The 23,035-nt window shown below is 28.0% G+C and carries 23 protein-coding genes and 3 tRNA genes; 9 read left to right on the top strand and 17 right to left on the bottom strand.

What is annotated here, in order from left to right; translation table 11 throughout:
• Window positions 1–2: 2 nt before the first annotated feature.
• From rsxC to PKV21_00460, 3 genes are read right to left on the bottom strand one after another with little or no spacing between them, the layout of a single operon-like run.
• A complete protein-coding gene (gene rsxC / locus PKV21_00450; protein ID HOM25964.1) occupies window positions 3–1,298 on the bottom strand; it encodes an electron transport complex subunit RsxC in 1,296 nt (431 codons plus the stop codon).
• A gap of 1 nt (window position 1,299) precedes the next feature.
• The gene (locus PKV21_00455) at window positions 1,300–2,514 is read right to left on the bottom strand and encodes a 2,3-bisphosphoglycerate-independent phosphoglycerate mutase (GenBank protein HOM25965.1); all 1,215 of its coding nucleotides are present in this window, start codon (window positions 2,512–2,514) and stop codon (window positions 1,300–1,302) included.
• 13 nt (window positions 2,515–2,527) lie between these two features.
• Window positions 2,528–3,646: a DUF362 domain-containing protein gene (locus tag PKV21_00460; protein ID HOM25966.1), complete on the bottom strand. Its 1,119-nt coding sequence runs from the start codon at window positions 3,644–3,646 to the stop codon at window positions 2,528–2,530.
• 79 nt (window positions 3,647–3,725) lie between these two features.
• Here PKV21_00460 and PKV21_00465 point away from each other — a divergent pair, with 79 nt between their 5' ends.
• From PKV21_00465 to PKV21_00475, 3 genes are all read left to right on the top strand, one after another.
• Window positions 3,726–4,868 carry an ROK family protein gene (locus tag PKV21_00465; protein HOM25967.1) on the top strand — a complete coding sequence of 381 codons (1,143 nt, stop codon included), beginning with the start codon at window positions 3,726–3,728 and terminating at the stop codon, window positions 4,866–4,868.
• 47 nt (window positions 4,869–4,915) lie between these two features.
• The gene (locus PKV21_00470; protein HOM25968.1) at window positions 4,916–6,220 is read left to right on the top strand and encodes a DegT/DnrJ/EryC1/StrS family aminotransferase; all 1,305 of its coding nucleotides are present in this window, start codon (window positions 4,916–4,918) and stop codon (window positions 6,218–6,220) included.
• Window positions 6,221–6,349: 129 nt separating this feature from the next.
• Window positions 6,350–7,315 carry an alanine dehydrogenase gene (locus tag PKV21_00475; GenBank protein HOM25969.1) on the top strand — a complete coding sequence of 322 codons (966 nt, stop codon included), beginning with the start codon at window positions 6,350–6,352 and terminating at the stop codon, window positions 7,313–7,315.
• 158 nt (window positions 7,316–7,473) lie between these two features.
• On the opposite strand, the gene PKV21_00480 is transcribed toward PKV21_00475, so the two are convergent.
• Both PKV21_00480 and PKV21_00485 read right to left on the bottom strand, forming a co-directional pair.
• A tRNA-Lys gene (locus tag PKV21_00480) sits at window positions 7,474–7,546 on the bottom strand.
• Between the two features lie 12 nt (window positions 7,547–7,558).
• Window positions 7,559–7,632, bottom strand: a tRNA-Arg gene (locus tag PKV21_00485).
• A 146-nt stretch (window positions 7,633–7,778) separates the two neighbouring features.
• Between PKV21_00485 and PKV21_00490 the strand changes: the two genes are divergently transcribed.
• Together PKV21_00490 and miaB are read left to right on the top strand one after the other, a co-directional pair.
• Complete coding sequence (locus tag PKV21_00490) at window positions 7,779–8,036, top strand: DUF4321 domain-containing protein (GenBank protein HOM25970.1); 258 nt, start codon at window positions 7,779–7,781, stop codon at window positions 8,034–8,036.
• 10 nt (window positions 8,037–8,046) lie between these two features.
• Entirely contained in the window at window positions 8,047–9,354 is a 1,308-nt protein-coding gene (gene miaB, locus PKV21_00495) for a tRNA (N6-isopentenyl adenosine(37)-C2)-methylthiotransferase MiaB (protein ID HOM25971.1), read from the top strand.
• Between the two features lie 5 nt (window positions 9,355–9,359).
• Here miaB and PKV21_00500 read toward each other — a convergent pair whose 3' ends face one another.
• The 6 genes from PKV21_00500 to thrC all read right to left on the bottom strand — a co-directional run bounded on the left by PKV21_00500 (window position 9,360) and on the right by thrC (window position 15,350).
• Entirely contained in the window at window positions 9,360–9,842 is a 483-nt protein-coding gene (locus PKV21_00500) for a DNA-binding protein (protein ID HOM25972.1), read from the bottom strand.
• Complete coding sequence (locus PKV21_00505; GenBank protein ID HOM25973.1) at window positions 9,839–11,338, bottom strand: TrkH family potassium uptake protein; 1,500 nt, start codon at window positions 11,336–11,338, stop codon at window positions 9,839–9,841. The genes PKV21_00500 and PKV21_00505 overlap by 4 nt, the downstream gene beginning before the upstream one ends.
• Window positions 11,339–11,483: 145 nt before the next feature.
• Window positions 11,484–12,152, bottom strand: coding sequence for an NAD-binding protein (locus tag PKV21_00510; protein ID HOM25974.1), 669 nt, complete (start codon window positions 12,150–12,152; stop codon window positions 11,484–11,486).
• The gene (locus PKV21_00515; protein ID HOM25975.1) at window positions 12,152–12,784 is read right to left on the bottom strand and encodes a TrkA family potassium uptake protein; all 633 of its coding nucleotides are present in this window, start codon (window positions 12,782–12,784) and stop codon (window positions 12,152–12,154) included. Before PKV21_00515 ends, PKV21_00510 begins: the two co-directional genes overlap by 1 nt.
• Before the next feature lie 2 nt (window positions 12,785–12,786).
• Window positions 12,787–13,992, bottom strand: coding sequence for a cofactor-independent phosphoglycerate mutase (locus tag PKV21_00520; GenBank protein HOM25976.1), 1,206 nt, complete (start codon window positions 13,990–13,992; stop codon window positions 12,787–12,789).
• On the bottom strand, window positions 13,989–15,350 hold the full coding sequence (gene thrC / locus PKV21_00525; GenBank protein ID HOM25977.1) for a threonine synthase: 1,362 nt from the start codon (window positions 15,348–15,350) through the stop codon (window positions 13,989–13,991). The genes PKV21_00520 and thrC overlap by 4 nt, the downstream gene beginning before the upstream one ends.
• Before the next feature lie 96 nt (window positions 15,351–15,446).
• On the opposite strand from thrC, the gene PKV21_00530 reads away from it, so the two are divergent.
• Both PKV21_00530 and PKV21_00535 read left to right on the top strand, forming a co-directional pair.
• A tRNA-Leu gene (locus PKV21_00530) sits at window positions 15,447–15,532 on the top strand.
• 22 nt (window positions 15,533–15,554) lie between these two features.
• A complete protein-coding gene (locus tag PKV21_00535) occupies window positions 15,555–15,824 on the top strand; it encodes an HU family DNA-binding protein (GenBank protein ID HOM25978.1) in 270 nt (89 codons plus the stop codon).
• 2 nt (window positions 15,825–15,826) lie between these two features.
• On the opposite strand, the gene PKV21_00540 is transcribed toward PKV21_00535, so the two are convergent.
• Genes PKV21_00540 through rpsB form a run of 4 tightly spaced genes read right to left on the bottom strand, consistent with a single transcriptional unit; the run spans window position 15,827 to window position 19,323 of the window.
• Window positions 15,827–17,677 (bottom strand): DUF3857 domain-containing transglutaminase family protein, encoded by a 1,851-nt coding sequence (locus PKV21_00540; protein ID HOM25979.1) that lies wholly within the window; start codon window positions 17,675–17,677, stop codon window positions 15,827–15,829.
• Entirely contained in the window at window positions 17,674–17,961 is a 288-nt protein-coding gene (locus PKV21_00545; GenBank protein HOM25980.1) for a hypothetical protein, read from the bottom strand. Before PKV21_00545 ends, PKV21_00540 begins: the two co-directional genes overlap by 4 nt.
• 25 nt (window positions 17,962–17,986) lie before the next feature.
• Window positions 17,987–18,574, bottom strand: coding sequence for a translation elongation factor Ts (gene tsf, locus PKV21_00550; GenBank protein ID HOM25981.1), 588 nt, complete (start codon window positions 18,572–18,574; stop codon window positions 17,987–17,989).
• Window positions 18,571–19,323 (bottom strand): 30S ribosomal protein S2, encoded by a 753-nt coding sequence (gene rpsB / locus PKV21_00555; protein HOM25982.1) that lies wholly within the window; start codon window positions 19,321–19,323, stop codon window positions 18,571–18,573. Before rpsB ends, tsf begins: the two co-directional genes overlap by 4 nt.
• A 193-nt stretch (window positions 19,324–19,516) precedes the next feature.
• Between rpsB and PKV21_00560 the strand changes: the two genes are divergently transcribed.
• The gene (locus PKV21_00560) at window positions 19,517–19,969 is read left to right on the top strand and encodes a CBS domain-containing protein (GenBank protein HOM25983.1); all 453 of its coding nucleotides are present in this window, start codon (window positions 19,517–19,519) and stop codon (window positions 19,967–19,969) included.
• Window positions 19,969–21,273: an SLC13 family permease gene (locus PKV21_00565; protein ID HOM25984.1), complete on the top strand. Its 1,305-nt coding sequence runs from the start codon at window positions 19,969–19,971 to the stop codon at window positions 21,271–21,273. Before PKV21_00560 ends, PKV21_00565 begins: the two co-directional genes overlap by 1 nt.
• A gap of 10 nt (window positions 21,274–21,283) precedes the next feature.
• On the opposite strand, the gene PKV21_00570 is transcribed toward PKV21_00565, so the two are convergent.
• Entirely contained in the window at window positions 21,284–22,024 is a 741-nt protein-coding gene (locus PKV21_00570; protein ID HOM25985.1) for a UPF0280 family protein, read from the bottom strand.
• Complete coding sequence (locus tag PKV21_00575) at window positions 22,021–22,998, bottom strand: tRNA 4-thiouridine(8) synthase ThiI (protein ID HOM25986.1); 978 nt, start codon at window positions 22,996–22,998, stop codon at window positions 22,021–22,023. The genes PKV21_00570 and PKV21_00575 overlap by 4 nt, the downstream gene beginning before the upstream one ends.
• Window positions 22,999–23,035: the final 37 nt, after the last annotated feature.

Here is a 23,035-nt window from a genome sequence, read left to right on the forward strand (position 1 = left end):
ATTTACTTTTTCCTCAATTTGAATTTAGCACATTTAATAAAATCAACAAGCGGTCTTTTTGCAGGACATATATACGCACAGCATCCGCATTCAATACAGTCAAAAACATTTAAATTTTCACATTTTTCAACTTTCTCAAATTCCATATACCTTCCAATTTCGCTCGGCATTAAAAACATAGGACATACTTCTATACATTTTCCGCATCTTATACATGGTTGTATATCTTCAGGCAGTTTTTCTTCAGGTAACAATAAAATTCCAGTTGTACCCTTTATAACAGGAACATCAGGATTTGGTATTTGTATTCCCATCATAGGTCCACCTACAACAATTTTGCTTCCATTTTTAATATCACCTTTACAATAATCAATAATTTCTGAAATAGGCGTTCCTATTTTGACTTTTAAATTTTTTGGATTATCAACAAGTCCTGTACATGTTAAAACTCTTTCAGTTAGAGGAATTCCATCACATACAGCCCTTTTAATTGCAAGAGTTGTTTGAACATTAAAAACAATACACCCAACATCAATCGGCAATCCACCCGAAGGGACTTCTTTATTTAAAATTGATTTAATCAGATGTTTTTCACTTCCCTGTGGATATTTTTCAGGCAGAATTTTTATTTCAATTTCAATATATATTTTTAATTTCTTAATAGCATCATTCAAGACAGGTAAAAGGTCAATTTTATTTCTTTCAATACCTATAAATACTTTTTTTACATTTGTTACCTTAGATATTATTTGAATACCCTCAACGACCTCTTCTGTATACTCCTTTAAAACTCTGTAATCACAGGTTAAAAATGGTTCACATTCACAGCCATTTATTAATATATAATCTGCTTTTTTCCCTTCAGGAATTGTTAGTTTTACATGAGTTGGAAAAGCAGCACCACCAAGACCTACAATTCCTGCTTCTCTTACTATATTTATAATTTCATTACTTTCCAATTTCAGCCAGTCCCTTACCTGTCTTTCAATAGATTTTCTTTCTCCATCACTTTCAATAACTATACTCAATGATTTTCTGTTTGTTGGTAAATCCCATGGTAATATATCAACAACCTTCCCAGAAATAGAGGAATGAATATATGAACTGATAAAACCTGTAATTTCACCTATTATCTGTCCTTCAAGGACATAATCTCCTTTTTTTACAACTGGTTTTGCAGGACTTCCTGTATGCTGTGAGAGTGGTATTATAACCCTTTCAGGATATTTAAATTCTTCAATTTCCTCATTTTTGCTTAAACTTTTAAAATCTATTAACTTAATACCTCCTCTGAACATTTTACGCTCCGAATTTAGCAAGTTTCAAAGAACATGCAAGTAAGAGATACATAACATTTTTTGAATAAATATTTCCAAGAATTCCTTTTGCACAATCTCTTTCAGTAAATCTTTTAACGTCATCCGGTAGAGTATTTGGAGAAATAAGTACAAATGGAACTGGATGCCAGGAATGACTTTTCAACAGAGATGGAGTTGAGTGGTCTCCTGTAATTCCAATTGCTTCAAAATTCATATTTTTAATGGGTTCAATTTTTTTATCAATTTCTTCAAGTATCTTAACCTTTCCTTCAAAATTACCATCTTCTCCGAAACTGTCTGTTTTTTTAATATGAAGGAAAAAGAAATCATAATCATTATAAACTTTTTTCAGTGTTTCTATTTCAGAATCAATGGTTTCCCCACAATCAATAACATCCATTCCAACAAGTTTTGAAATTCCCCTGTACATCGGATATGTAGCTATACAGACAGCGTTAAGTTTATATCTTTCTTTGAATGTTTGTATATCAGGATAAGTTGAAAATCCTCTTAAAAGTAAACATTTTGCTTTTGAGTTTAAACTTCCAAGGATTGAAATTACTTTTTCTTCAAATTCATTCAAAATTTCTGCTATAAACTTTCCTTTTTCACCCAGCGGTTCAAATTTTTTAAGTGGTAGTCCTTCTTTCCCGGGGTCATTTTCAGTTACATCACAGGATAAATTTTCTCCTGAAAGTATTAAAGCACATCTGTGTTCTTTAACTGTCTGAATTTTGAATTTTACTCCTTTTATTTCTTTTATATTTTCAGAAATCAATTTTACAATTTTTTCATTTTCTTCAGTAGGTATTCTTCCTGCTCTTCTATCTATAACTATTCTATTTTTGTCAATTGTTGCAAAGTTTCCTCTTATGGCAATTTCTCCTTTTTTTACTTCAAGTCCAATTCCGAGACATTCAAGAATCCCTCTTCCAATTTGAACTTCTATAGGGTCATATCCAAAAAGTGCAATGTGTCCCGGCCCGCTTCCGGGAGTTATACCAGGTAAAACAGGTATAATAAGTCCACAGGAACCAGTTTCTGCAAAATAATCAAGATTTGGAATATTTGCTGTTTCAAGTTCTGTCTTACCAGTTTCAGGATGGGGAAGTCCACCAACTCCATCAAGAACAAGCAATAATATTTTTTTATCATTTTTCTGTATTATTTCGGATAAAATTTTTTCATAATCCATTTTTACTCCTTTTTTAAGTAAAAATTCTTGCAATAAAACTCTTTTTTATCTCAATTGCTTTATATGGACAAACTTCAAAACAGCATAGACATAATATACATTTTTTTCTATTAAATTTCAAGTCGTTAGAAATTGCTTTTACAGGGCAAATATTATAGCAGGTAAAACATTTTTTACATTTTTTCTTATCTATTACAGGGGCTATTTTAAAAAATTTTGCAATTGGTAAAATAAATTTTGATAGAAGTTTATTTCTGATAAAAAAATATTTTTTTGTGGAGGGAAGTTGAAAATTTTTTATTTCCTTAAAATCACCGATTATTTCAGGTTTTTCAATTCCATATTTATCCATATAAATTTCTATAAAATCAACCTTTTCTGGTTTTATTCCAATCAGTTTACAGCATGCATAATCAACATATATCGGCTTTTCTCCAATTATTAAATATCCAATATTTCTTAAATTACCGGCAGATGGTCCGTCTCCTTCCATTCCTGTTATTCCATCAACTACTGTTAAAAAAATTTTTTCCTCTATTTTTTTATAAAACTCTATAAGAAAAAAAGAAAATTCATATGGAGTTATAAATTTACTGTGAAGATAACTTTTTATTATTCCGGGTATCAAACCATATAAATTTTTAACACCGACAGTGATGGTTGTTAAGTTATGTGTTTTGAATTTTGGAGCATTTAATATAGAGAAATCGTTTAACAGGGAAGTCACAGGAATTTTATAAACTTTGTTATTAACGCAAATATCCAAAGGGAAAGAATTTTCAAACTTTTTTAGTTCAATTTTATATTTATCCCCTATTTCTTTATAACCACATTTTTCCCAGTATTCTTCAATTGGTTTTGATATACCTGCTGGACTGTCTCCTATAATAATTTTTTTATTTTTAAAAATCTCAATCAAAGCGGATATAATTGCTGGATGTGTTGTAACTCCTTCTTCTGGTTGTCTTGCAGAGAGCATATTTGGTTTTATAAGAATTTTTTCAGGAATTTTATTAATTTTAAGTAATTCAATTCCCTTTTTTAACTTTTCATAAATTAAGTCAACTGAGTAATCCTTACATTCTAAAATAATTACTTCTTTTCCCATAACGAAAAAAATTATATCATACATTTTAATTTTTATATTTTTGAAAATCTTTGAATGTAATGTAAAATAATAGAAAAGTATTAAATTTATAAAAAGGAAAAAAATGGTTTCTAAATATACAGTTTACAGAAAAAACATTCTTAAATTGATTTATCAAAATGAAAATATTTCAAGAAAGAATTTGCATGATTTACTAAATTTAAGATTTGCAACAATTACACATATTACAAGAGATTTAATAAAAGAAGGGATAATTGAAGAATCTGGTAAGAGAAAAAGAAAAAGTAAAGGGAGACCTCACGAATTGCTTAAAATAATACCTAACAGTAAGTATTTTATTGGATGTGAGTTAACCCCAGAAAAAATAATTTCAGTTATTTTAAATTTTAAAGGAGAATTTATTGGTCAAAAAACAGTAAACTTGGATGAAACAGATAAAAAAGAAGAAATTTTAATAAAAATTGTAAATTTATTGAAAAATCTTATTGAAGAAAGCAAAATAGAAAAAAATAAAATATGTGGGATAGGTTTTGTAGACCCTGGAATAGTTGATATGCAAAAGGGAGTTTCTGTTTTTTCTTCAATTTTACCGGGATGGGAAAATGTACATATAAGAGATTATTTAAAACAGAAATTATCAATTAATACACTTATAATTGGTAGTTCCCAATCAAAAGTTTTGAGTGAAAAATTTCTGGGTAAGGGTAGAAAAAGTAAAAATATAATTTTTATTGAATATGGAAAAGGGATTGCCTGTGGAATTATAAATGATAATAAAATAATTCATGGACAAGGAGGAGTTGCTGGTGAATTTGGACATGTTAAAATACCTTATAAAGATGAAATCTGTAATTGTGGTAAAAGAGGATGTCTTGAATCAATAATAAGTGTTCCAGCAATTTTGAAAAAAATAAAAGATGTTAAAGGGACAGAACTTAAAATGAATGAAATTATTGAAAGGTATGAAAAGGGAGATAGTGAGATAAAAAAATTTATGGATGATGTTTTTAATATTCTGGTTTTTTCTGTCTCTAATTTAATAAATATTTTAAATCCTGAAATTGTGATATTTGATAAAAATTTTCTTGTTTTTGAGAAGGAATTTAAAAATATTTTTGAAAAAATAAAAGAAAATATGGTTTATGAGTATCCTGTGAGTTTTGAAATTTCAGATTTTGGCGAAGAAATAGGGGCAATTGGAGGCGCATGTCTTGTTATAAGTAATTTTTTAGGACTTGACATTTAATTTTTTTTAAAATATTATTTACAAAAAGGTAAAAAAAGGAGATAAATATGAAAAAGAAAAAAATTTCGGATTTTAGATATGATACAGGTCCTGCAAGAATCCCATGGAGTGCTGTTGGAGAGAAAATAAAATTACAGGATATTATGGAGATTTTAAAATTTCTTATCCCTCCAAAAAATAAAAAATATAAAATTCAATTGAAAAAAGTTGAAAAAGAATTAAAAAAATTGATTGAAAATTCAGAACTTTCCAGTAAATTGACACTTGGAGATAAAGTTAGAACTTTAGAAGAAGAAGTCAAGAAGTTTTTGAAATGTAAATATGCGGTATTTTTGACAAATGCTACTGCTGGTTTTGAAATTGCTTATAAATTTGCTGGTTTAAAACCGGGAGATGAGGTTATAGCGCCCGCAATTACTTTTATTGCTACCATTTCCTATCCACTTTCTATTGGAGCAAAAGTTGTTCTGGTTGATGTTGACCCAAAAACATTAAATATGGATCCTGAAGATTTAGCAAGAAAAATCACAAAAAACACGAAAGTTATAGTCCCTGTTCATATAGGTGGTTATCCATGTGATATGGATGCAATAATGGATATTGCAAGAAAATTTAATGCGGTAGTTCTTGAAGATGCTGCTCATGCTTTTGGAGCAAAATATAATGATAAGATGGTTGGTACAATTGGACATTTTGGTGCTTTTAGTTTTCATGAGGTTAAAAACATAACATCTCTTGGAGAAGGTGGAATTCTTGTTACAAATGAAAAAATAGGAGAGGATTTTCCAAAAGCAAGGTTTGTTGGTTTTAATATTTCCAATCCAATTCCTTTCTGGCTTTATGATGTTGTTGCTTTAAAATGGAGAGGTGATTATTTTGCTCCTGGGAATCATTCTGCTACAGAAATTCAGGCAGTTGCTTTACTTTCCCAAATGAAAAGAATAAATAAAATTATTGGAAAAAGAAGAAAAGCGGCTGAATATTTAAATGAAAGGTTTAAAAATGTTAAAGGAATTGTAATCCCTCCTCTTGATGATAAAAAAATAAAATCAACACATCATTTATATCTTTTCCAGGTTGACCCGGGTGTATTAAATGGAGACATTCAAAAAGTTAAAGAAAAAATGGGAGAAAAAGGAATAACTCAAATCCCTCATTTTGCTCCATTATACAGATTTTCAATTATGAAACAACTTGGATATGATACAGAAAAAATAAAAGAGACATGCCCAAATGCAGAAGAAGTTTTTTTGCATCGGTTTACACATCTTCCACTGTACGATTTTAAAAAAGTTGATTTAAAATATATGTCTGATACAATAATTAAAATTATTAAAGAGATGCAAAAATGATAATAGGAATACCAAAAGAAATTAAAGAAGAAGAATACAGAGTTGGGATTTTACCTGAAACAGTTAGCAAACTAGTTAAAAAAAGGTCATAAGGTTTTAATAGAAAAAAATTCAGGGATTGGTGTAGGAATAAAGGATGAAGATTATCAGGAAAAAGGTGCAGAAATAGTAAATGACCATGCTTATATTTTTAAAAATTCAGATTTAATTATTAAAGTAAAAGAAATCCTTCCTTCTGAATATAATTTATTATGTGAAGGTCAGATGATTTTTACATTTTTTCATTTTTCATCTAATATTGAAATGACAGAAAAACTAATAGAAAAAAAATTATCCTGTATTGCTTATGAACTTGTGGAGGAAGAAGGAATACTTACTATTTTAAAACCAATGAGTGAAATAGCGGGTAAATTAAGTGTTCAGGAAGGAATGAAATATCTTGAAAAAGAATATGGAGGTAAAGGAGTTCTTTTGTCTGGTGCAGAGGGTGTTAAACCTGGTAAAGTGGTAATTCTTGGAGGAGGAACTGTTGGATATAATGCTGCTAAAATTGCTTATTCAATTGGTGCAAAGGTTGTAATTTTTGAGATAGATAAAGAAAAAATAAAAAGATTAAAAAGAGAATTTCCTAAAGGGAAAATTCTGTATTCTGAAAAAGAAAAAATAAAAAAAGAAATTAAAGATGCTGATGTTGTAATTGGTGCTGTTTTAATTCCGGGTAGAAAAGCACCTGTATTGATAAAAGAAGAAGATTTGAAGATTATGGAAGAAGGTACTGTTATAGTAGATGTTTCAATAGATGAGGGAGGCGTTTTTGAAACAAGTCATCCAACTACGCATAAAAATCCAATTTATAAATATGAAGGCATTGTTCATTATTGTGTTCCTAATATCCCTGGAATAGTTCCAAAATCTTCAACATATGCTCTGTGTAATGTAACAGAAAAATATATATTACAACTTGCTGATAAAGGTTTGAAAGCAATAGAAATATCACAACCTTTGAAATCTGGGTTAGCTATAAAATACGGAGAAATTGTAAATCAAAAATTAAGTTGGGCTATGCAGGACTTGGCGATTCCGTCTACAAAGTAATATTCCCTTTTTAGAAAATGTAAACTTTGGATACAACTGACATTATAATTTTTCTTATTTGTCGCAATTACTTAAAACATATCTTCTTTCAAGTCCTTTTTTATATTGGATAACTAATTTTTTCCTGTTTCAGGATTTAGTTTTATTTGAATACTTTTTGGGCCGTGCAGGACTTGAACCTGCGGCCTACGGATTAAGAGTCCGCCGCTCTACCAATTGAGCTAACGGCCCAAAATTTTAAATTGCGCCTGGCGCGACTTGAACGCGCAACCCTCTGCTTAGAAGGCAGATGCTCTATCCTATTGAGCTACAGGCGCTTTTACATTTATTATATTTTAATATTTATAATGCCAGAAGTCAATAAATGTAGGAATCTAAATAATTTTTAAACTTTTGGTATGTAAATTACAAGTGACTAAATTAAAGATGGATTATTATTTTTTTTTATGATATACTTATTTTGATGAAAATTTTTTATGTTTTTTCTGTTTTATTTTTATGTGCAATGATAGGTAGTTGTATTGGAGAAATAATTCTTATGTTTATTCCTCAGGGAACAATTTATTACAATTTTCTTTCAAATCACCTTTCTCCTGTATGGGAAATTAAACAATTAGACCTCATTATTTTCAATCTTTCTTTTTCTATAAGATTTAATATTAATTCTTTTACCCTTTTAGGTTTAATTATAGGTTCAATTTTCTCATTAAAAAAGGTATAATTTCTTTACTATGTCCAAAAAATTCTTTATAAAAACTTATGGCTGTCAGATGAATTTTTATGATTCCGAAAGATTAAGAGCACTATTAAAAAGAGAGAATTTTATTGAAGTTTCTATTCCTGAAGAAGCAGATTATATAATTGTAAATACTTGTTCTGTTAGAAAACATGCTGAAGATAGAGCCATTTCTTTTTTATCTTCTTTAAAAAATTTTAAAAATAATAAAAAATTTTGTCTTGTTGGTTGTACTCCTTCATTATACAGGGAAGAAATTTTTAAAAGATATGATTTTGTAGATATAATATGTGGACCAAATTCGTATAAGAAGTTTGTAGAAGTTTTAAAAAATAATTTCTATGATAAAAAAATAGGAATATTTCAAGAGGATATGGATTTATTTAATGAGATTTTATTACCGGAAATAAGAGGTAGTTCTGTTTCTTCTTTTATTTCAATTACAAAAGGGTGTGAAAATTTTTGTAGTTATTGTGTTGTTCCTTATACAAGAGGGAAACTTATCAGTAAGCCGGTTGGTATCATATTAGAAGAAATAAAAAAACTTGTTGAAAAGGGTATAAAAGAAGTAATTTTACTCGGACAGAATGTTAATGAATATGGTAAAGATAATGGAGAAAATTTTGTAGAATTACTTACCAAAGTCCACAATATTGATGGGTTATTAAAAATTGGTTTTTTAACTTCTCATCCAAAAGACATTTCTACGGATTTAATAAATCTTTTTTCAGAATTACCAAAATTATATAAACATTTACATCTTCCACTTCAATCAGGTTCAAATAAAATACTCAAATTAATGAATAGAAAATACTCTCTTGAAAAATATATTGAAATTGTTCAGAGAGCAAGAAATGCTTGCCCGGATATTTCAATAACTTCTGATATAATTTTAGGATTTCCTTATGAAGATGAAAAAGATTTTGAGCAGACATATAGAGTTATTGAGGAGATTGAATTTGATGATTTATATGTTTTTAAATATTCACCAAGGCCTTTAACAGAAGCAAATAAATTCCCCGATAATGTCCCAAAAGAAGAAAAAGAAAAAAGGCATAGATTAATATTGAATTTACAGGATAAAATTTCTCTTTTAAAAAATAAAAAGAAAGAAGGTAAAATTGACGATGTTTTTATAAAAAAAGAAAGTTATAAGAAAAAAAATTCATACATTGGAAGAACAACTAATAATAAACCTGTTATAGTTGAAACAGAGGAAAAGAAACTGGAAGGTAAAATTTTCAAAGTAAAAATAGAAAAAGGGGAGAGACATTATCTTTATGGAAGTATTGTGAGAGTTTAATAAATTTATTCTTTTGCAGAAATTTCTTTTTTATGTGCAAAAGTCATAAGAAAAGAAGTTATTATAAGAAGTAAAAAACACAAAATCACTTTTTTTAAAATTATTTCTTCTTTATATCTTTCGCCCTTTTTCACGATTTCAACTCTAACTGCATGTATATCCCTTTCACCTTGATGTTTTAAACAGTTTACATTGTATATTCCCTCTATTCTTAGAATATCTCCTTTAACTTTATAACTACCAAGATTTTCTATAATCTTTGCATCCTTTTCACTCACTACTACTCCAATAGCGAAGTCCTCAAATACATCTTTAATATTTACCCATTTTTCTTTCCCTCTTCCCATAATTTCTCCGATTGCTTCTCCTTCAATAATAACAGATTTTCCATTGTATTTTTTGCTATTTTCAAAAAGTTCTTTTATCTTTACTTTTTCAGATGAATAAATGAGTGTTGAAAAAAGTAAAATAAATATTAATTTTTTCATTCGGGACTCCTTAAAGAGATTAAATACTTTATAAAGACAAAAATAGAAATAAATTCCAACCTTCCAATCCACATTTCAATTATATATGTTATTTTTAAAATACCTGGCATATCTGGATTTGTAATTCCAACAGAAAGTCCAACATTTGCACATGCAGAAGTTGATTCAAAAAGAGAATGTATAAATGGATATCCTAAAAAAGTTCCGATTATTCCTCCAATAAGATATGTGACTAAATACATTATTGAAATTATTGCTACTGTTTTAATCTGTACATCAGATAAACTTATATCCTTTATATGGTGATATTTTTCAATAATAACAGTGGAAAAAGGATAACTGTACCCTTTAATTTCCTTTTTTATTTCTTTAAAAATAAGTCCAATTCTCAAAATTTTTATCCCTCCACTTGTTGAACATGAACACCCACCAAGCCCCATCGCAATTGTTAAAATTATCAGTGAAAAGTCATTCCAGTAAGTTTTGAAATGATAAGGGTCAATATTTGTATATCCAACTCCTGTATGTCCTGATATTATCTGATAAAAAACAATTCTGAAACCCGAAATAAAATCAATATTTTTGACACTTTTTAAAAATCCCGCAAAACATAAAAAAGTAAGAGAAATAATACTTATCAGAAAAACTTTGAATTCATAATTTTCAAATATTTCTTTGAATTTTCCTGTCCAGACAGCATAATGAAGGGCAAAACTTGTTGCACCAAGTATAACAATAAGAGCAGTTATCAAATCAACAAGACCGCTGTGATAATAAACAATATTCTGTGTTTGGACTGCAAAACCAGCGGTATCCCATCCAGCCATAAACAAACATATAGCATGGAAAAAACCTCTTGAAGGAGAAAAACCATGAAGAATATTTACAAATCCTAAAATTAGTGTAAAAACTATCAAATAACACGTACTTACAATCCAGATGAATTTTGATGTTTGAACAACATTTGGAAGAATTTTTTCCTCTCTTGCTTCACCCACGTAAATTTTAAAAGCACTTGCTCCTTTAAAAAAAATCAATAATCCAAGTAAAATTATTCCCTGACCACCTATAAAACACATAAAATGTCGCCAGAAATTATAAGAATGTGCCATATGGTCAAGGTCATTAACAAGTACAAGTCCAGTGGTTGCAAGAGCACTCATTGCTTCAAAACAACTATCCATATAAGATTTATAATGACCTGATAAGTAGAGGGGTATTGCGCCAAGAAACATATAGATAAGCCATATCAATGAAGCAATTGTCATTCCTTGTCTCCAGTTTATATCAGAACTTTCAGGAAATTGTGAGACAATTAAATATCCAATTGAAAGGGAAAATAAAGATGTAAATATAAAATCAAGTGCTGGATTCCATTCTTTATATAAAATTGCAATGAAAAGGGGGAATAGCAGTAAATAGCCAATTAAAATTATTAATTTTCCAGTATAATGAAAAATCCCTTTTAAGTCATCTCTTGAAAATTGTGGTATCATGGAAGTTTAATAAGTTTATTAAAAGAGGAATAAAGAATAAAGTTTAAAACCAAAGACAAAAAAAATATAAAAAGAACATAAAAAATTTCTACAAATATTCCGGCAGAACCTTTATAAAAAACATTAATATATTTTAAAATTTTTTTCATACTTCTTTTACCTCTCCTATCAAAGAATTCAAAAGTAGGTTTTCATTTTCTACTTTTGTTATTGCGATAACTTCATCATTTTCTTTAAAAGTAAAATCACTTTTAGGTATAAATAAATCATCTCCTCTCATAACTGCAACTATAACAGAGTCATCTGGTAAATTAATTTCATTTATTTTTTTACCTAAAACAGGTGATTTTTCAGGTAAGTCAATTCTTAAAATTGAAAGTTTTCCTTTTTTAAATGTAAATAATGTTATAAAGTCCTCCCAATTTACTTCTTCTTCAATAATTTTTGCTATCAATGAAGTTCCACTTATTGCAACATCAACACCGAGTTGATAGAATGTTTTTTCATTTTTTGGATTATTTACCCTTGCAACTACCCTTTTAACATTAAAAATTTCTTTTGCTATCTGACATATTACCAGATTATCCTCATCACTTCCTGTTACAGCAGCCAGACAATCTGCTTTCTTAATTCCTGCATTTTTTAAAACTTCAGGGTCGCATCCATCACCCGTTATTACAAGACAGTTTAATTTTTCTGCAATTTTTTCACTTATTTTTGTTTCCTTTTCAATTAAAACAACATAATGATTATCGCTCAATTTTTCAGATAAATAATAACCTACATTTCCACCACCAACTATAATTATATTCATTATTTCAAAATCCTTTTAAATTTATTTAAATTTTTCCTTTCAGTTATACCTATGATTATATCATCTTTTTCAATTTTAAAGTTTTTATCGGGAACAATTCCTTTATTTCCTCTTATTATAGCAAAAATTTGAAGTTCACCATTAACATTTATTTCTTCAATTTTTTTCCCGACAAAATTTTCATTTTTCAATTCAACAATTGCAAAATCTTCATTTTCTATGAGATGGGTTGAATATATTTTTTTTGTAAGCCCTTCTTTTATAAGAGAAGCAATAAGGGTTGTTGTATTTATTGTTTCTATATCAAGTAATTTGCATATTTTTTCTTTATTTGGGTCAGAAATTCTTATTATAACCTTTGGTACTTTAAACATTTTTTTTGCAACCTGACCTATAACTATATTGGCATTATCATTACTTGTAATTACTGCTATAGCATCTGCTTTTTCAATTCCTGCTTCTTTTAAAACATCTATATCAAGTGCATCTCCTAATTTTGTTATTCCATTAAAATCAATCAGTTTTTCAAAACTCTTTTCATCCTTATCTATAACGACCACATCATTCTTTTCATCAAATAATTTTGCAAGATAAGAACCAATTTTACCACAACCAACAATAATTATGTACATTCTTATAACCCCTTTAAAAAACTATTTATAAATTTTTCTCCTTCAATATATCCAATTTTACCATTTTTACAACTTTCTTCATCAAATTTTTCAACTTCGTCTGGTTTATTTAGGGGAGAATAGATAACAAACGGAACATAACCTACCTGATGTGATTTTAATTTAACAGGAGTATAATGGTCAGGAAGAATAGCAATACTGGTGGATTTTAAATCAATATTTTCAAGAATTATTTTTACCAATCTTTTATCAAAGTCCTCTATACATTTTATCTTCAATTCAAGATTTCCTTCATGACCTGCCTCATCAATTCCTTCAACATGTACATAAACAAAATCAAATTTTTTCAGTGCCTCAATAGCATATTCTGCTTTTCCTTCATAGTTTGTATTCCATAGTCCTGTTGCACCAGGAACATTTATAACTTCAAATCCAATCATTTTCCCAATTCCTTTAATTAAATCAACTGCTGAAATTACAGCGCCTTTAATTTTAAATTTATCATAAAATTTTTCAAGATTTGGCTTTTTACCCGGCGACCATGGCCATATATAATTTGCTTTTTCTTTTCCCTCTTTTGCTCTTTTTAAATTAACAGGATGATTTTCAAGATATTTATTTGATTCAATTATTAGATTATTTAAGAATTCTGCTGTTTTCTTATCTTTTTCTGTTTTTCCTTCAATCATTATTTTTTCTATATCATATCCGTAATAATCGTGTGGAGGATAACATTTAATATCTTCAGAAAAATCATTTTTTAAAATGAGTATATTTTTAAATCCAAGTCCTGGATAAAATTTAACCTTTTCACTACCAAGTTTTTTATTTAAAAAATCAATTAATTCTTTACTTTCCTCTGTTGAAATATATCCTGCAGAATAACTTTCAATTTTCCCTTCTTTTACAGTTATAAGATTACATCTGAAGGCAATTTCATTTTCTTTAAGTTCAATTCCATTTGCATATGCTTCAAGTACGCCTCTTCCTGTATAAACATTTTTAGGGTTATATCCAAGTATTGATAAATTTGCAACTCCTGAATCAGTAATAAAATTATCAGGTATTGTTTTCAGCATCCCTGAACAACCCAATTTTGTTATATAATCAATATTTGGTTTTTTAGCAACCTGTAAAGGTGTCTTATTATTCAGTTCTTCAACAGGCAAATCTGCTGCTCCATCCATAATCATAACTATGTATTTCATTTTAAGTCCTTTAAAAATTTTTTGAATATATTATAGTTATTTTCAAGAACAATAAATTTTTCTTCTTTTGAAATTAGATTCTTTAGTGTCTCCGGCATTTCTGGTTCAATTCCAAGAACTTCTTTTATTACTTCCGGAAATTTCCCTGGATGGGCTGTTTCAATTGAAATTACAGGTTCATCTATATTTGATTTTTCAAAAGCAGCAATTCCAACAGCGCCATGTGGGTCAAGTATAATTTTATATTTCTGATAGTATTTTTTTATTGTTTCTTTTACCTCTTCATCTTTTATTGAAAATGAAACAAAATCTTCTTTCATCTTTTTCATATCAGGTTTTTCTTTTAAGACACCATGTTTTATTACTTTACCATCTATACTTCTTTCATCATAAATCCAGCCACCATATAAATCAATTAAACGCGCTAAATTGCTTGGGTGTCCAACATTCATCGCATTAGAATTACATTTTCTTGAGGGAATTACGGGTTTATATTCTCCTGTTTCCAGAAATTTTGGAAATTCATCATTTTCATTTACTGCAACTATAAATTTTTCAACAGGTAAACCCATTTTTTTAGCAATAACACCTCCCATTAAGTTACCAAAATTTCCAGAGGGAACAGAAAAGACAATTTTTTCAAAATTTAATTTTGAAAAAGCATAGAAATAATAAACACTTTGTGGTAATAATCGTGAAATATTTATTGAATTTGCAGAAGTCAAATTTAAATTCTTTAATTCTGGGTCGTTGAAAGCCATTTTAACCAAACTCTGACAGTCATCAAACTTCCCTTTTAAAGCAATTGGAATTATGTTTTTGTTTAATGTAGTCATTTGTTTTCTTTGAACTTCTGTTATTTCTCTTTCAGGAAATAGAACAACCACTTTTATATTTTCTTTATCAAAAAATGCACTGGCAATTGCTCCACCTGTATCTCCTGAAGTTGCAACAAGTACTGTAAGATTCAAATTTTCCTCATCTGCAAGATATTGCATAATTTCAGCCATAAATCTTGCTGCAAAATCTTTGAATGAAGCAGTTGGTCCTCTGTCAAGATAAAGAATATATAAATTTTCATTTATTTTTTCTAAAGGAACTTCAAAATTGTAAGCCCTTTCAACAATTTCATTTATTTTTTCAGAGGGGATTTCATTTTCCAGAAATTTAGAAAGGGCAGAGAATGCGATTTGAGAATAACTTTTTCCTTTTAATAAATCTATTTCTGTCTTTTTTAAAAAAGGGATTTTAACAGGCATATAAAGTCCGTAATCAGGTGCCTGTCCTTTTAAAACAGCATATTTAAAATCAACAACTTCTGATGCTCTATTTGTACTTCTATATAAAATCTTTTCCATAATTTTATATGATATTACCGTTTTTTTGAAAAAAGTCAATATCAGGTGAAATAGTTGATTTTTTTTTAATGGAAAGTATAATCTAAATATATCAAAGCCGGAGTGGTGGAACTGGCAGACGCGCCGGACTCAAAATCCGGTGGAGCCCAAACTCCGTGAGGGTTCAAATCCCTCCTCCGGCATTCTTAAAAAAGGGATTTATCTATGATAAAGAAAGAAATTGTTGAGAAAATATCAGAATCAACGGGTTTAAATAAGACAATAGTTAAGAGTGTAATTGATGAGTTTTTAAATATAATGAAAAATTGTCTTGAAAACACGGAAAGGATTGAACTCAGAAATTTTGGAGTGTTTTACTTTAAAAAAGTAAAGGAAAAAAAGGCAAGAAATCCAAAAACAGGAGAAGAGGTTATTATTCCTGAAAGAACTAAGATAGTTTTCAAGGTATCAAAAAATATAAAAAAGAAAAAATAAAATTATTCTTCTTTTATATTTAAAATTACAGGTAATTTATCGTAGAATGATACTTTTCTATAGAAATTTTTAAATCTTGAGTATTCTTCTGGACTTATTTCCATTTTATTTATTTCAAAAATTCTTCTAAAAATTAAACCTGAATCTGTTTTTTTAAACTCATTAAAAAATTTAGCAAATTCTTCATTTATTTCTACAGATGATGGAATTGCTTCTATTTCTGTTTTTTCTGGAAGTTTATACTCTATTATTTCCTCTTTTCTATAATATGTATTTAATCTTAATGGATATTTCCTTTCTTCAAGAGAAACAATAGAAAGATCAACCAGTTTATCTATAAGAGCAGGTTGAAAAATGATTTTATTTCCTACTTTTATTCCATAATTATTTGTTGAAAATTTATACTTTTCTATCAATTGGTTTTCCATTGATTCAAGACCTGATATTTCAAGAGAAATTAATTTTGTTCCTGGAAGAATTGAATTTAATTCTTTACTTAATGACCTTTCTCTTTCTATCTGTTTTAGATATCTGAAAGCATTTCTTAATCCTGCTTCAAAAATACCAGAAGGGATTACTGTAACTTCACCTGTTAAATTTCCACTTCTATCTAAACTTGCATAAACTATTCTTTTTCTTAAATTTCTTTCAGGTTGTGAAACTGGAATTTTTACCAGTTCAGGATTTTCTCCACATACAAGTGAATATTTATCCTGTTCATAAGGCGGGATATCAGGATATTTCATAACTTCAGTAGTTGGGTCAAGAAATAAATAATTGTTCTCTTTTAATACAGCAAGTATTGCATGATTGAACTGACCGGGAAAAGGAATTTCTTTTTCTACTTTTCTTTCTGTATTTACAAGAGCAATATAAGATTTTATTCCAGCTATTTCAAGCATTTTTTTTAATAAATTTGCTTTATCTTTGCAATCACCATATTTTGCTTTTAGAACTTCTTCTGGATGATGCGGTTTATATCCATGTATTCCCATTTCAAGTCCAACATATCTGATATTTGAACATACATAGTTATAAATTGAAACAATTTTTTCTTCTTCTGTTTTTTTATTTTTTATAAGTTGCTCAACAACTTCTTCAATTTCTTTCCCTTTACTTTTTTCTGTTTTTGATATTTCAAAAAACCATTTTCCTATTTCTTCCCATGATGAAAAAGTAGAAACATAAACTTTTGGAACTACTTCACTTAAAGATGGCATCAGAATTTCTTCAATAATTGGTGGAACATTTCTTTTTTCCCAGATATAAGTTATATAATCAAAACTTTCCTTTTTTTCAAATAGTTTTATATCTTTTTCATATATTTGAATTTTTATTTTCTTAGGAATTTTTAATTCGTATCTTGAAAGTGCAAAATTTTCTGTTGATTGAAAATAAAAACCATCCCAGAAATGCTTTTCTATAAGTGGTTTAAATGTAATAATTTGATACTTATATTCAATAATACTTCCAATCTCAACACCAGGAAAATTTATACTCATTACTTTATATCCTGGATAAAGGGATGAATACTCTGTAAATTCAGCAGGAATAACTATTTTTATATCCTGAGATGTTATTTTTATTTTTTTTCCTGAAGGTAATATTGTGTATCCTTCAATAAATTTTACTTTCTCTCTTTCTGAATCAAAAGGAATCTGTAAGTGACTGAATTTTTTCCCTTTTTCATTTTCAATTTTAATTTTTTGGTGTATCAATGTTTCTTTAGTGTAATTTGAGGATAATTTAACAGAAGCAAAATCAATCAGATAAATATTTTCACTATTGTTGGCATGAATAAAAAAACTAAAGAAAAGAAAAATAAATAAAATTATTCTATATTTACAACTCATTTAATGTTTTCGGGTATTTGCGTTTCTGGAATTGTGTTTTCTGCCGGTCTATACAGATATAAATAATAATTTAGTTTATTTAGTGAATCTCCACCACTTTTTTTCTGCCATAAACTAACTACATAGTAGTAATAAACTCCTAATCCGAAAAGGATTAAGGATAGAATAAAGATTATAATTCCTTTTTTTCTATTTACTTCGTCTACCATCATAGATAGAAAAAAACCTAAAAAACTGATTCCAATTACAACAAGCGCCATCATATATCCAACTTCAAATTCCATTTTTACCTCCCGTTATTTTTTTATTTTACTCTCCAATTTCAAATCTTACAAATTTTTTTACTTTAATATTTTCACCCAATTTTGCAATCTTTGATTTTATATAATCTTCTATTGTTATTTCCTCGTCCTTTATGAACTGTTGTTTTAAAAGAACATTTTCTCTGTAAAAATCCTGTAATTTCCCATCAACTATTTTATCCAGAACAGAAGGAGGTTTATCCTTATACTCTTCTTTTATTTCTTCTATTTTCTTTTTTAAAATTTCCTCAGGTATTGAATCAACATCTATCCATTTAGGTTTCATTGCAGCAATTTGAAGACATAAATTTTTCACAAGTTCTTCAAATTCACTATTTTTTGCAACAAAGTCGGATTCGCAATTTACTTCTATCAAAACACCGATTTTTCCATTTGTATGTACATAAGAACCAATTAAACCTTCTTTTGCTTCCTTTCCTGCCTTTTTTTCTGAAATTTCAAGCCCTCTTTTTTTAAGTATTTCAAGTGCTTTTTCAAAATTACCATTTGCCTCTTCAAGTGCCTTTTTACATTCCATTACACTTAAACCAGTTTTTTCTCTTAAATCCTTAATTTTTGATGTATCTAATTTCATTTTTTCTCCTTTTCTTCTGAATTTATTTCATTTTTTATTTCTTCTTTTATATTCCCTTGAATATATCCTGATTCCTTTAGTCCTTCAAGAATATAATCAGCAAGTTTAAGAAGTACTGTTTGAATAGATTTCAATCCATCATCGTTAGCGGGAATAGGATAATCAACACTTTCAGGATTTCCATTTGTGTCAACTATTCCAACTATTGGAATATTTAATTTTTTACCTTCTTTGATTGCATTTACTTCTCTTTTAACATCCACAACTACCATTGCACCAGGATATTCTGTCATTTCTCTAATCCCTTCAAACTTCTTTTTTAAATCTTCTTTTTCTTTTTCTAAAAGTTGTATTTCCTTTTTTGTATAAAGGTTTATTTTACCAGAACTTTCAAGTTTTTCTATTTCTTCTAATCTCTCTATCCTTTTCCTGATTTCATTGAAATTTGTTAAAGTTCCTCCTACCCATCTATAATTTACATAGGGCATCTTACAGTTTTCTGCAATTTCCTTTATAACTGTCTGTGCCTGTTTTTTTGTTCCGACAAAAAGGATTTTTTTATTCTGCGAAGCAATCTTTTTCAAAAATTCTCCACTTTCTTTAATTTTCTCAATTGTTTTTTCTATGTCAATTATATAAATTCCCTGTCTTTTTCCATAAAGATATGGTTTAATTCGTGGGTCAAACTGTCTCGTTGGATGTCCGAAATATACACCCGCTTCAAGTAATTCTTTTATTGTTATTTCCATTTTTCTCCTTTCTATTTCATAAGAGTTAATATTATAAAATTTTTTTATAAATTGTCAACAAAATTTTTCTTTTTTTTATAATTTTTCATTTCCAACAAAATTTTGTCAAATTGACTATTATGTTATATACTAATAATCAAAAATGAATGATAAAAGAAAACTTAATTTAATTATACTATAAAAGAGGAAAAAAATGAAAAAAGTTAAAGATTATATGGACAAGGATATCCCGGTTGTTGACAAAAAAACAAATCTAAGTGAAATTTTAAAAATTTTTTCAAATTCTCTTTATAACATTATTCCGGTTATTGATGAAGATAATGTCCTGTGTGGTATTATTTGTATTGAAGATATCCTTGAAAATCTGATTTTATCTAAAAAAGATGTTGAATTACTTGAAAAGTTCCCTTTTTTTGCAGATGCTTTTTCAGAAATAACCAGTACTGTTGAATGTATTAGTTCTTTACTTGTTGCTGAAGATGTTATGAACAAAGATGTAATAAAAATAGATGAAAATTCTTCTGTGATGAAAGCGTTGATATTGATGAGAAAACATCATGTTAATCGTCTTGTTGTTGTGAATGAAAAAGACAATCCTGTTGGCTTTATAACAAGAAATAATATTTTAAAAGCAATTGGATGCTAATGGATACAAAAGCACTTATAAGTTTAATTATTTTTATTGGAACCTATTTTTTTATTGCAATTGAAAAAACACCAAAAGTTTATGTAGCTTTTGCTGGTGTTATTCTTCTGGTATTATTCAGAGTTTTTAATTTTGATGAAATTCACAATTATATTGATTGGGATACTATTACTTTTTTATTCGGGATTTTTTTAGTGGTTAAGGTTATTGAAATATCTGGATTTTTTAATTATTTCTCCTTAAAAATTATAAAAAAATTTGACTATGACCCTTTAAAAATTTTTCTGTTTTTTCCATTACTTTCATGGTTTTTATCAGGATTTGTTGATTCAATAACAGTTTTAACTTTTCTTACACCACTTACATATACCCTTTGTAGATTGTTAAAAACAGAACCTGTGTCTTTAATAATTGCAGAAGTTTGTCTTGCTAATATTGGAGGGTCCGGGACTTTAATAGGAGACCCACCTAATGTTATTCTTGGTTCAATGTTTGGTTTCGGTTTTACAAATTTTTTTATACACAATTATATAATTAGTTTTTTATCTGGAATAGGTGCAATTTCCATTTTTTATAGGATTAACAGAGAAAAACTTATTAAAAGTAGAAAAAATATAGATAAAAAGATTTTAGAAGAAATAGTTCCCGAAGAAGCAATAGAAGATAAGACACTTGCGAAATATGGAATGTTGGGTCTTGCAGGAGTTGTTTTTCTGCTTATTTTTAGAGATTTTTTAAAAGAAATTTTCCCATTAAGTATAGGGATTTGTAGTATTCTTCCCTCTCTCTCCATTCTTTCTTTAAAAGGGAGTCATACAAAATTGAAAAATTTATTAAAGGAAATAGATATTGAGACACTTTTATTTTTTGTTTCTCTTTTTGCAATTATTGGTTCTCTTGAAAAAACAGAGATTATAAAAAATTTTGCTTTGTCCCTTAAAAAATATTCACAAAATGGAATTAAAATGAATACACTTTTATTCTGGTTTTCTGCATTTTCAAGTGCTTTTATTGATAATGTTCCTGAGGCAATAAGTATTGGCTATCTTATAAAACATATATCAAATTTTATACCTTATAGATTCACTATTTTAATATGGGCTTCAAGTTTAGGACTTGATATGGGCGGAAATTTTACTCCAATAGGAGCAAGTGCAAATGTTGTTGCTTATGGATTTTTGGAGTCCCATGGTATAAGAGTTGGTTGGAAAAAGTGGATTAAATTAATGTTTTTACCCAATTTTGTTGCTGTAAGTATCAGTTATATTCTTGTGATTTTAAAATTCATAGCAGGATTTTATTAATTTTTTAATTTCAACCAGTTAAGTTTACAATTTCTATATCTCCCCATAAAAAAATTTCTTTTTCTTTTATAATAACAATTCCTTCAATAAATACAAAATTTTTCAATTCGGAAATAATAAGTTGTTTATCTATTTTATCTTTAATTAAATTACCGAAATAAGTCGCTGCTCCATCTGAAAATGTTGAAGAAGGGGAAATAACTGTAACAGCATCTGCTTTTCCAAAACTTATTGAGTGTCCTAGTTTTCCACTTGAAGTTGCAATTCCATATGGAATTTCCCTTTTTTTAAGTTTTATTCCTATTTTCATTGAAAAAGGAGAGTTTCCAGCATAGATCCCAACTATAAAATCACTATTCATTTTAGCAAAAATATCTCCTCCATTTTCAATAATTATTTCATCAGATTCAGAAATAAACTTTTTTCCTATTATTTCAGATATTGCACCTGCTACTGAAGCCATTGGTCCTGTTTTTGTTAAAAATGAACTTTCTGACATAAGTTTTATAATTTCCGCATCACTTTTAGCATAAACAGGAGAAAAAGAGAATAAAAAATCAGGGTTCTCTCTAATATAATCTTTCAAAATTTCTCTTTGTTTTTTAACCTCATTAAAAATTTCATTTTTTAGATTTTTTTTAGCCATAACAAGAAGGTCGGTTTCCTCTACCTTAACTTCAAATTTCAAAAAATTTTCTCTTTTTACTATACTTCTATAAAATCTTTCCTTTAAGTTTATCTTTTTGTTCATAATAAGAATTTTCTGTAATCTACTTTATTCTTTTTCTCTATGATTTTTTTTTCCAGTATATCTCCTTTTAAATTTTTAACAAAACATATATCTTCTTTTTTCAAATAAGAACTATAAATTTCAAAGATTAAATTTTCAATCTCTCCTTTTATCATACCTATTACATCTGGATTTTTTTCAGAAAAAATTATAAGATCATTTTCATTACAAAAATTCATTATTTTTGCTGTTTCTCTTTCATCCCTCGTAATAATCAATTTTGTTTTTGGAGAAATCCTGAAATGTCTTCCTATCTGTAGAATATAACAATCATTTAAGTTTATATCACTGGAATGTTCAAATAAATCCTTTAATTTTCTACAAAATCCAGCATCTGTCAGTAAACAACCACCAGAAGGTGTTCCAAAATATTTCAAATTTTTTATTTGAGCAAGATAAAGTTGCAATTTTCGTTCTCTTCCTTTGATACCAAGTAAAAGTTCTCTTTGTACAATACCTCTTTTTTCAACTTCTGTAGGTGGTAAATTTAATGCTGTAAGAGGTCTTAAAAGATTCCCTTTTAATGATGATTTTTCTTCAATGATTTTTAAAGCATTTAAATTTTGTGATTTACCCCTCTGTTCAAGGACTTCTCCTGTAAATACAAACTCTCCTTTTTCTTTTTCCATAATTTCTTTTGCTTTTTTTAACATGTATATATGACAATCAATGCATGGATTTAAATTTTTGCCATATCCAAATTCAGGGTTTTTTACAATTTCAATGTAGTCCTCCTGTGCTTCAATAATTAAAAGTTTAAAATTCATTTCATCGGACAATTTTTTCAGGTTTTTTATTATCTGTTCTCCAAATTTTGAAATAAAGGGTGTATTTATAAAAATACCTATAATCTCAAAACCCTGTTCTTTTATCATCTGAAGTGCAAGAACACTATCAAGACCTCCTGATATTAAACCTATCGCTTTTTTTCCCATATTTTTAGTGAATGTTATTCTTTATATATGATATAAT

Source organism: bacterium, assembly GCA_035371905.1.
In the GTDB taxonomy this organism is placed as follows: Bacteria; Ratteibacteria; UBA8468; order B48-G9; family JAFGKM01; genus JAMWDI01.

Bases quoted from the DNA above. Each gene is read 5' to 3' on its own strand.
- miaB (HOM25971.1), top strand. From the start codon at position 8,047: ATGTCCAAAAAATTCTTTATAAAAACTTATGGCTGTCAGATGAATTTT.
- PKV21_00575 (HOM25986.1), bottom strand. From the start codon at position 22,998: ATGGGAAAAAAAGCGATAGGTTTAATATCAGGAGGTCTTGATAGTGTT.
- rsxC (HOM25964.1), bottom strand. From the start codon at position 1,298: ATGTTCAGAGGAGGTATTAAGTTAATAGATTTTAAAAGTTTAAGCAAA.
- PKV21_00540 (HOM25979.1), bottom strand. From the start codon at position 17,677: ATGAGTTGTAAATATAGAATAATTTTATTTATTTTTCTTTTCTTTAGT.
- PKV21_00535 (HOM25978.1), top strand. From the start codon at position 15,555: ATGATAAAGAAAGAAATTGTTGAGAAAATATCAGAATCAACGGGTTTA.
- PKV21_00545 (HOM25980.1), bottom strand. From the start codon at position 17,961: ATGGAATTTGAAGTTGGATATATGATGGCGCTTGTTGTAATTGGAATC.
- PKV21_00560 (HOM25983.1), top strand. From the start codon at position 19,517: ATGAAAAAAGTTAAAGATTATATGGACAAGGATATCCCGGTTGTTGAC.
- PKV21_00465 (HOM25967.1), top strand. From the start codon at position 3,726: ATGGTTTCTAAATATACAGTTTACAGAAAAAACATTCTTAAATTGATT.
- rpsB (HOM25982.1), bottom strand. From the start codon at position 19,323: ATGGAAATAACAATAAAAGAATTACTTGAAGCGGGTGTATATTTCGGA.
- tsf (HOM25981.1), bottom strand. From the start codon at position 18,574: ATGAAATTAGATACATCAAAAATTAAGGATTTAAGAGAAAAAACTGGT.
- PKV21_00470 (HOM25968.1), top strand. From the start codon at position 4,916: ATGAAAAAGAAAAAAATTTCGGATTTTAGATATGATACAGGTCCTGCA.
- PKV21_00570 (HOM25985.1), bottom strand. From the start codon at position 22,024: ATGAACAAAAAGATAAACTTAAAGGAAAGATTTTATAGAAGTATAGTA.
- PKV21_00505 (HOM25973.1), bottom strand. From the start codon at position 11,338: ATGATACCACAATTTTCAAGAGATGACTTAAAAGGGATTTTTCATTAT.
- PKV21_00500 (HOM25972.1), bottom strand. From the start codon at position 9,842: ATGAAAAAATTAATATTTATTTTACTTTTTTCAACACTCATTTATTCA.
- PKV21_00460 (HOM25966.1), bottom strand. From the start codon at position 3,646: ATGTATGATATAATTTTTTTCGTTATGGGAAAAGAAGTAATTATTTTA.
- PKV21_00510 (HOM25974.1), bottom strand. From the start codon at position 12,152: ATGAATATAATTATAGTTGGTGGTGGAAATGTAGGTTATTATTTATCT.
- PKV21_00565 (HOM25984.1), top strand. From the start codon at position 19,969: ATGGATACAAAAGCACTTATAAGTTTAATTATTTTTATTGGAACCTAT.
- PKV21_00455 (HOM25965.1), bottom strand. From the start codon at position 2,514: ATGGATTATGAAAAAATTTTATCCGAAATAATACAGAAAAATGATAAA.
- thrC (HOM25977.1), bottom strand. From the start codon at position 15,350: ATGGAAAAGATTTTATATAGAAGTACAAATAGAGCATCAGAAGTTGTT.
- PKV21_00490 (HOM25970.1), top strand. From the start codon at position 7,779: ATGAAAATTTTTTATGTTTTTTCTGTTTTATTTTTATGTGCAATGATA.
- PKV21_00520 (HOM25976.1), bottom strand. From the start codon at position 13,992: ATGAAATACATAGTTATGATTATGGATGGAGCAGCAGATTTGCCTGTT.
- PKV21_00515 (HOM25975.1), bottom strand. From the start codon at position 12,784: ATGTACATAATTATTGTTGGTTGTGGTAAAATTGGTTCTTATCTTGCA.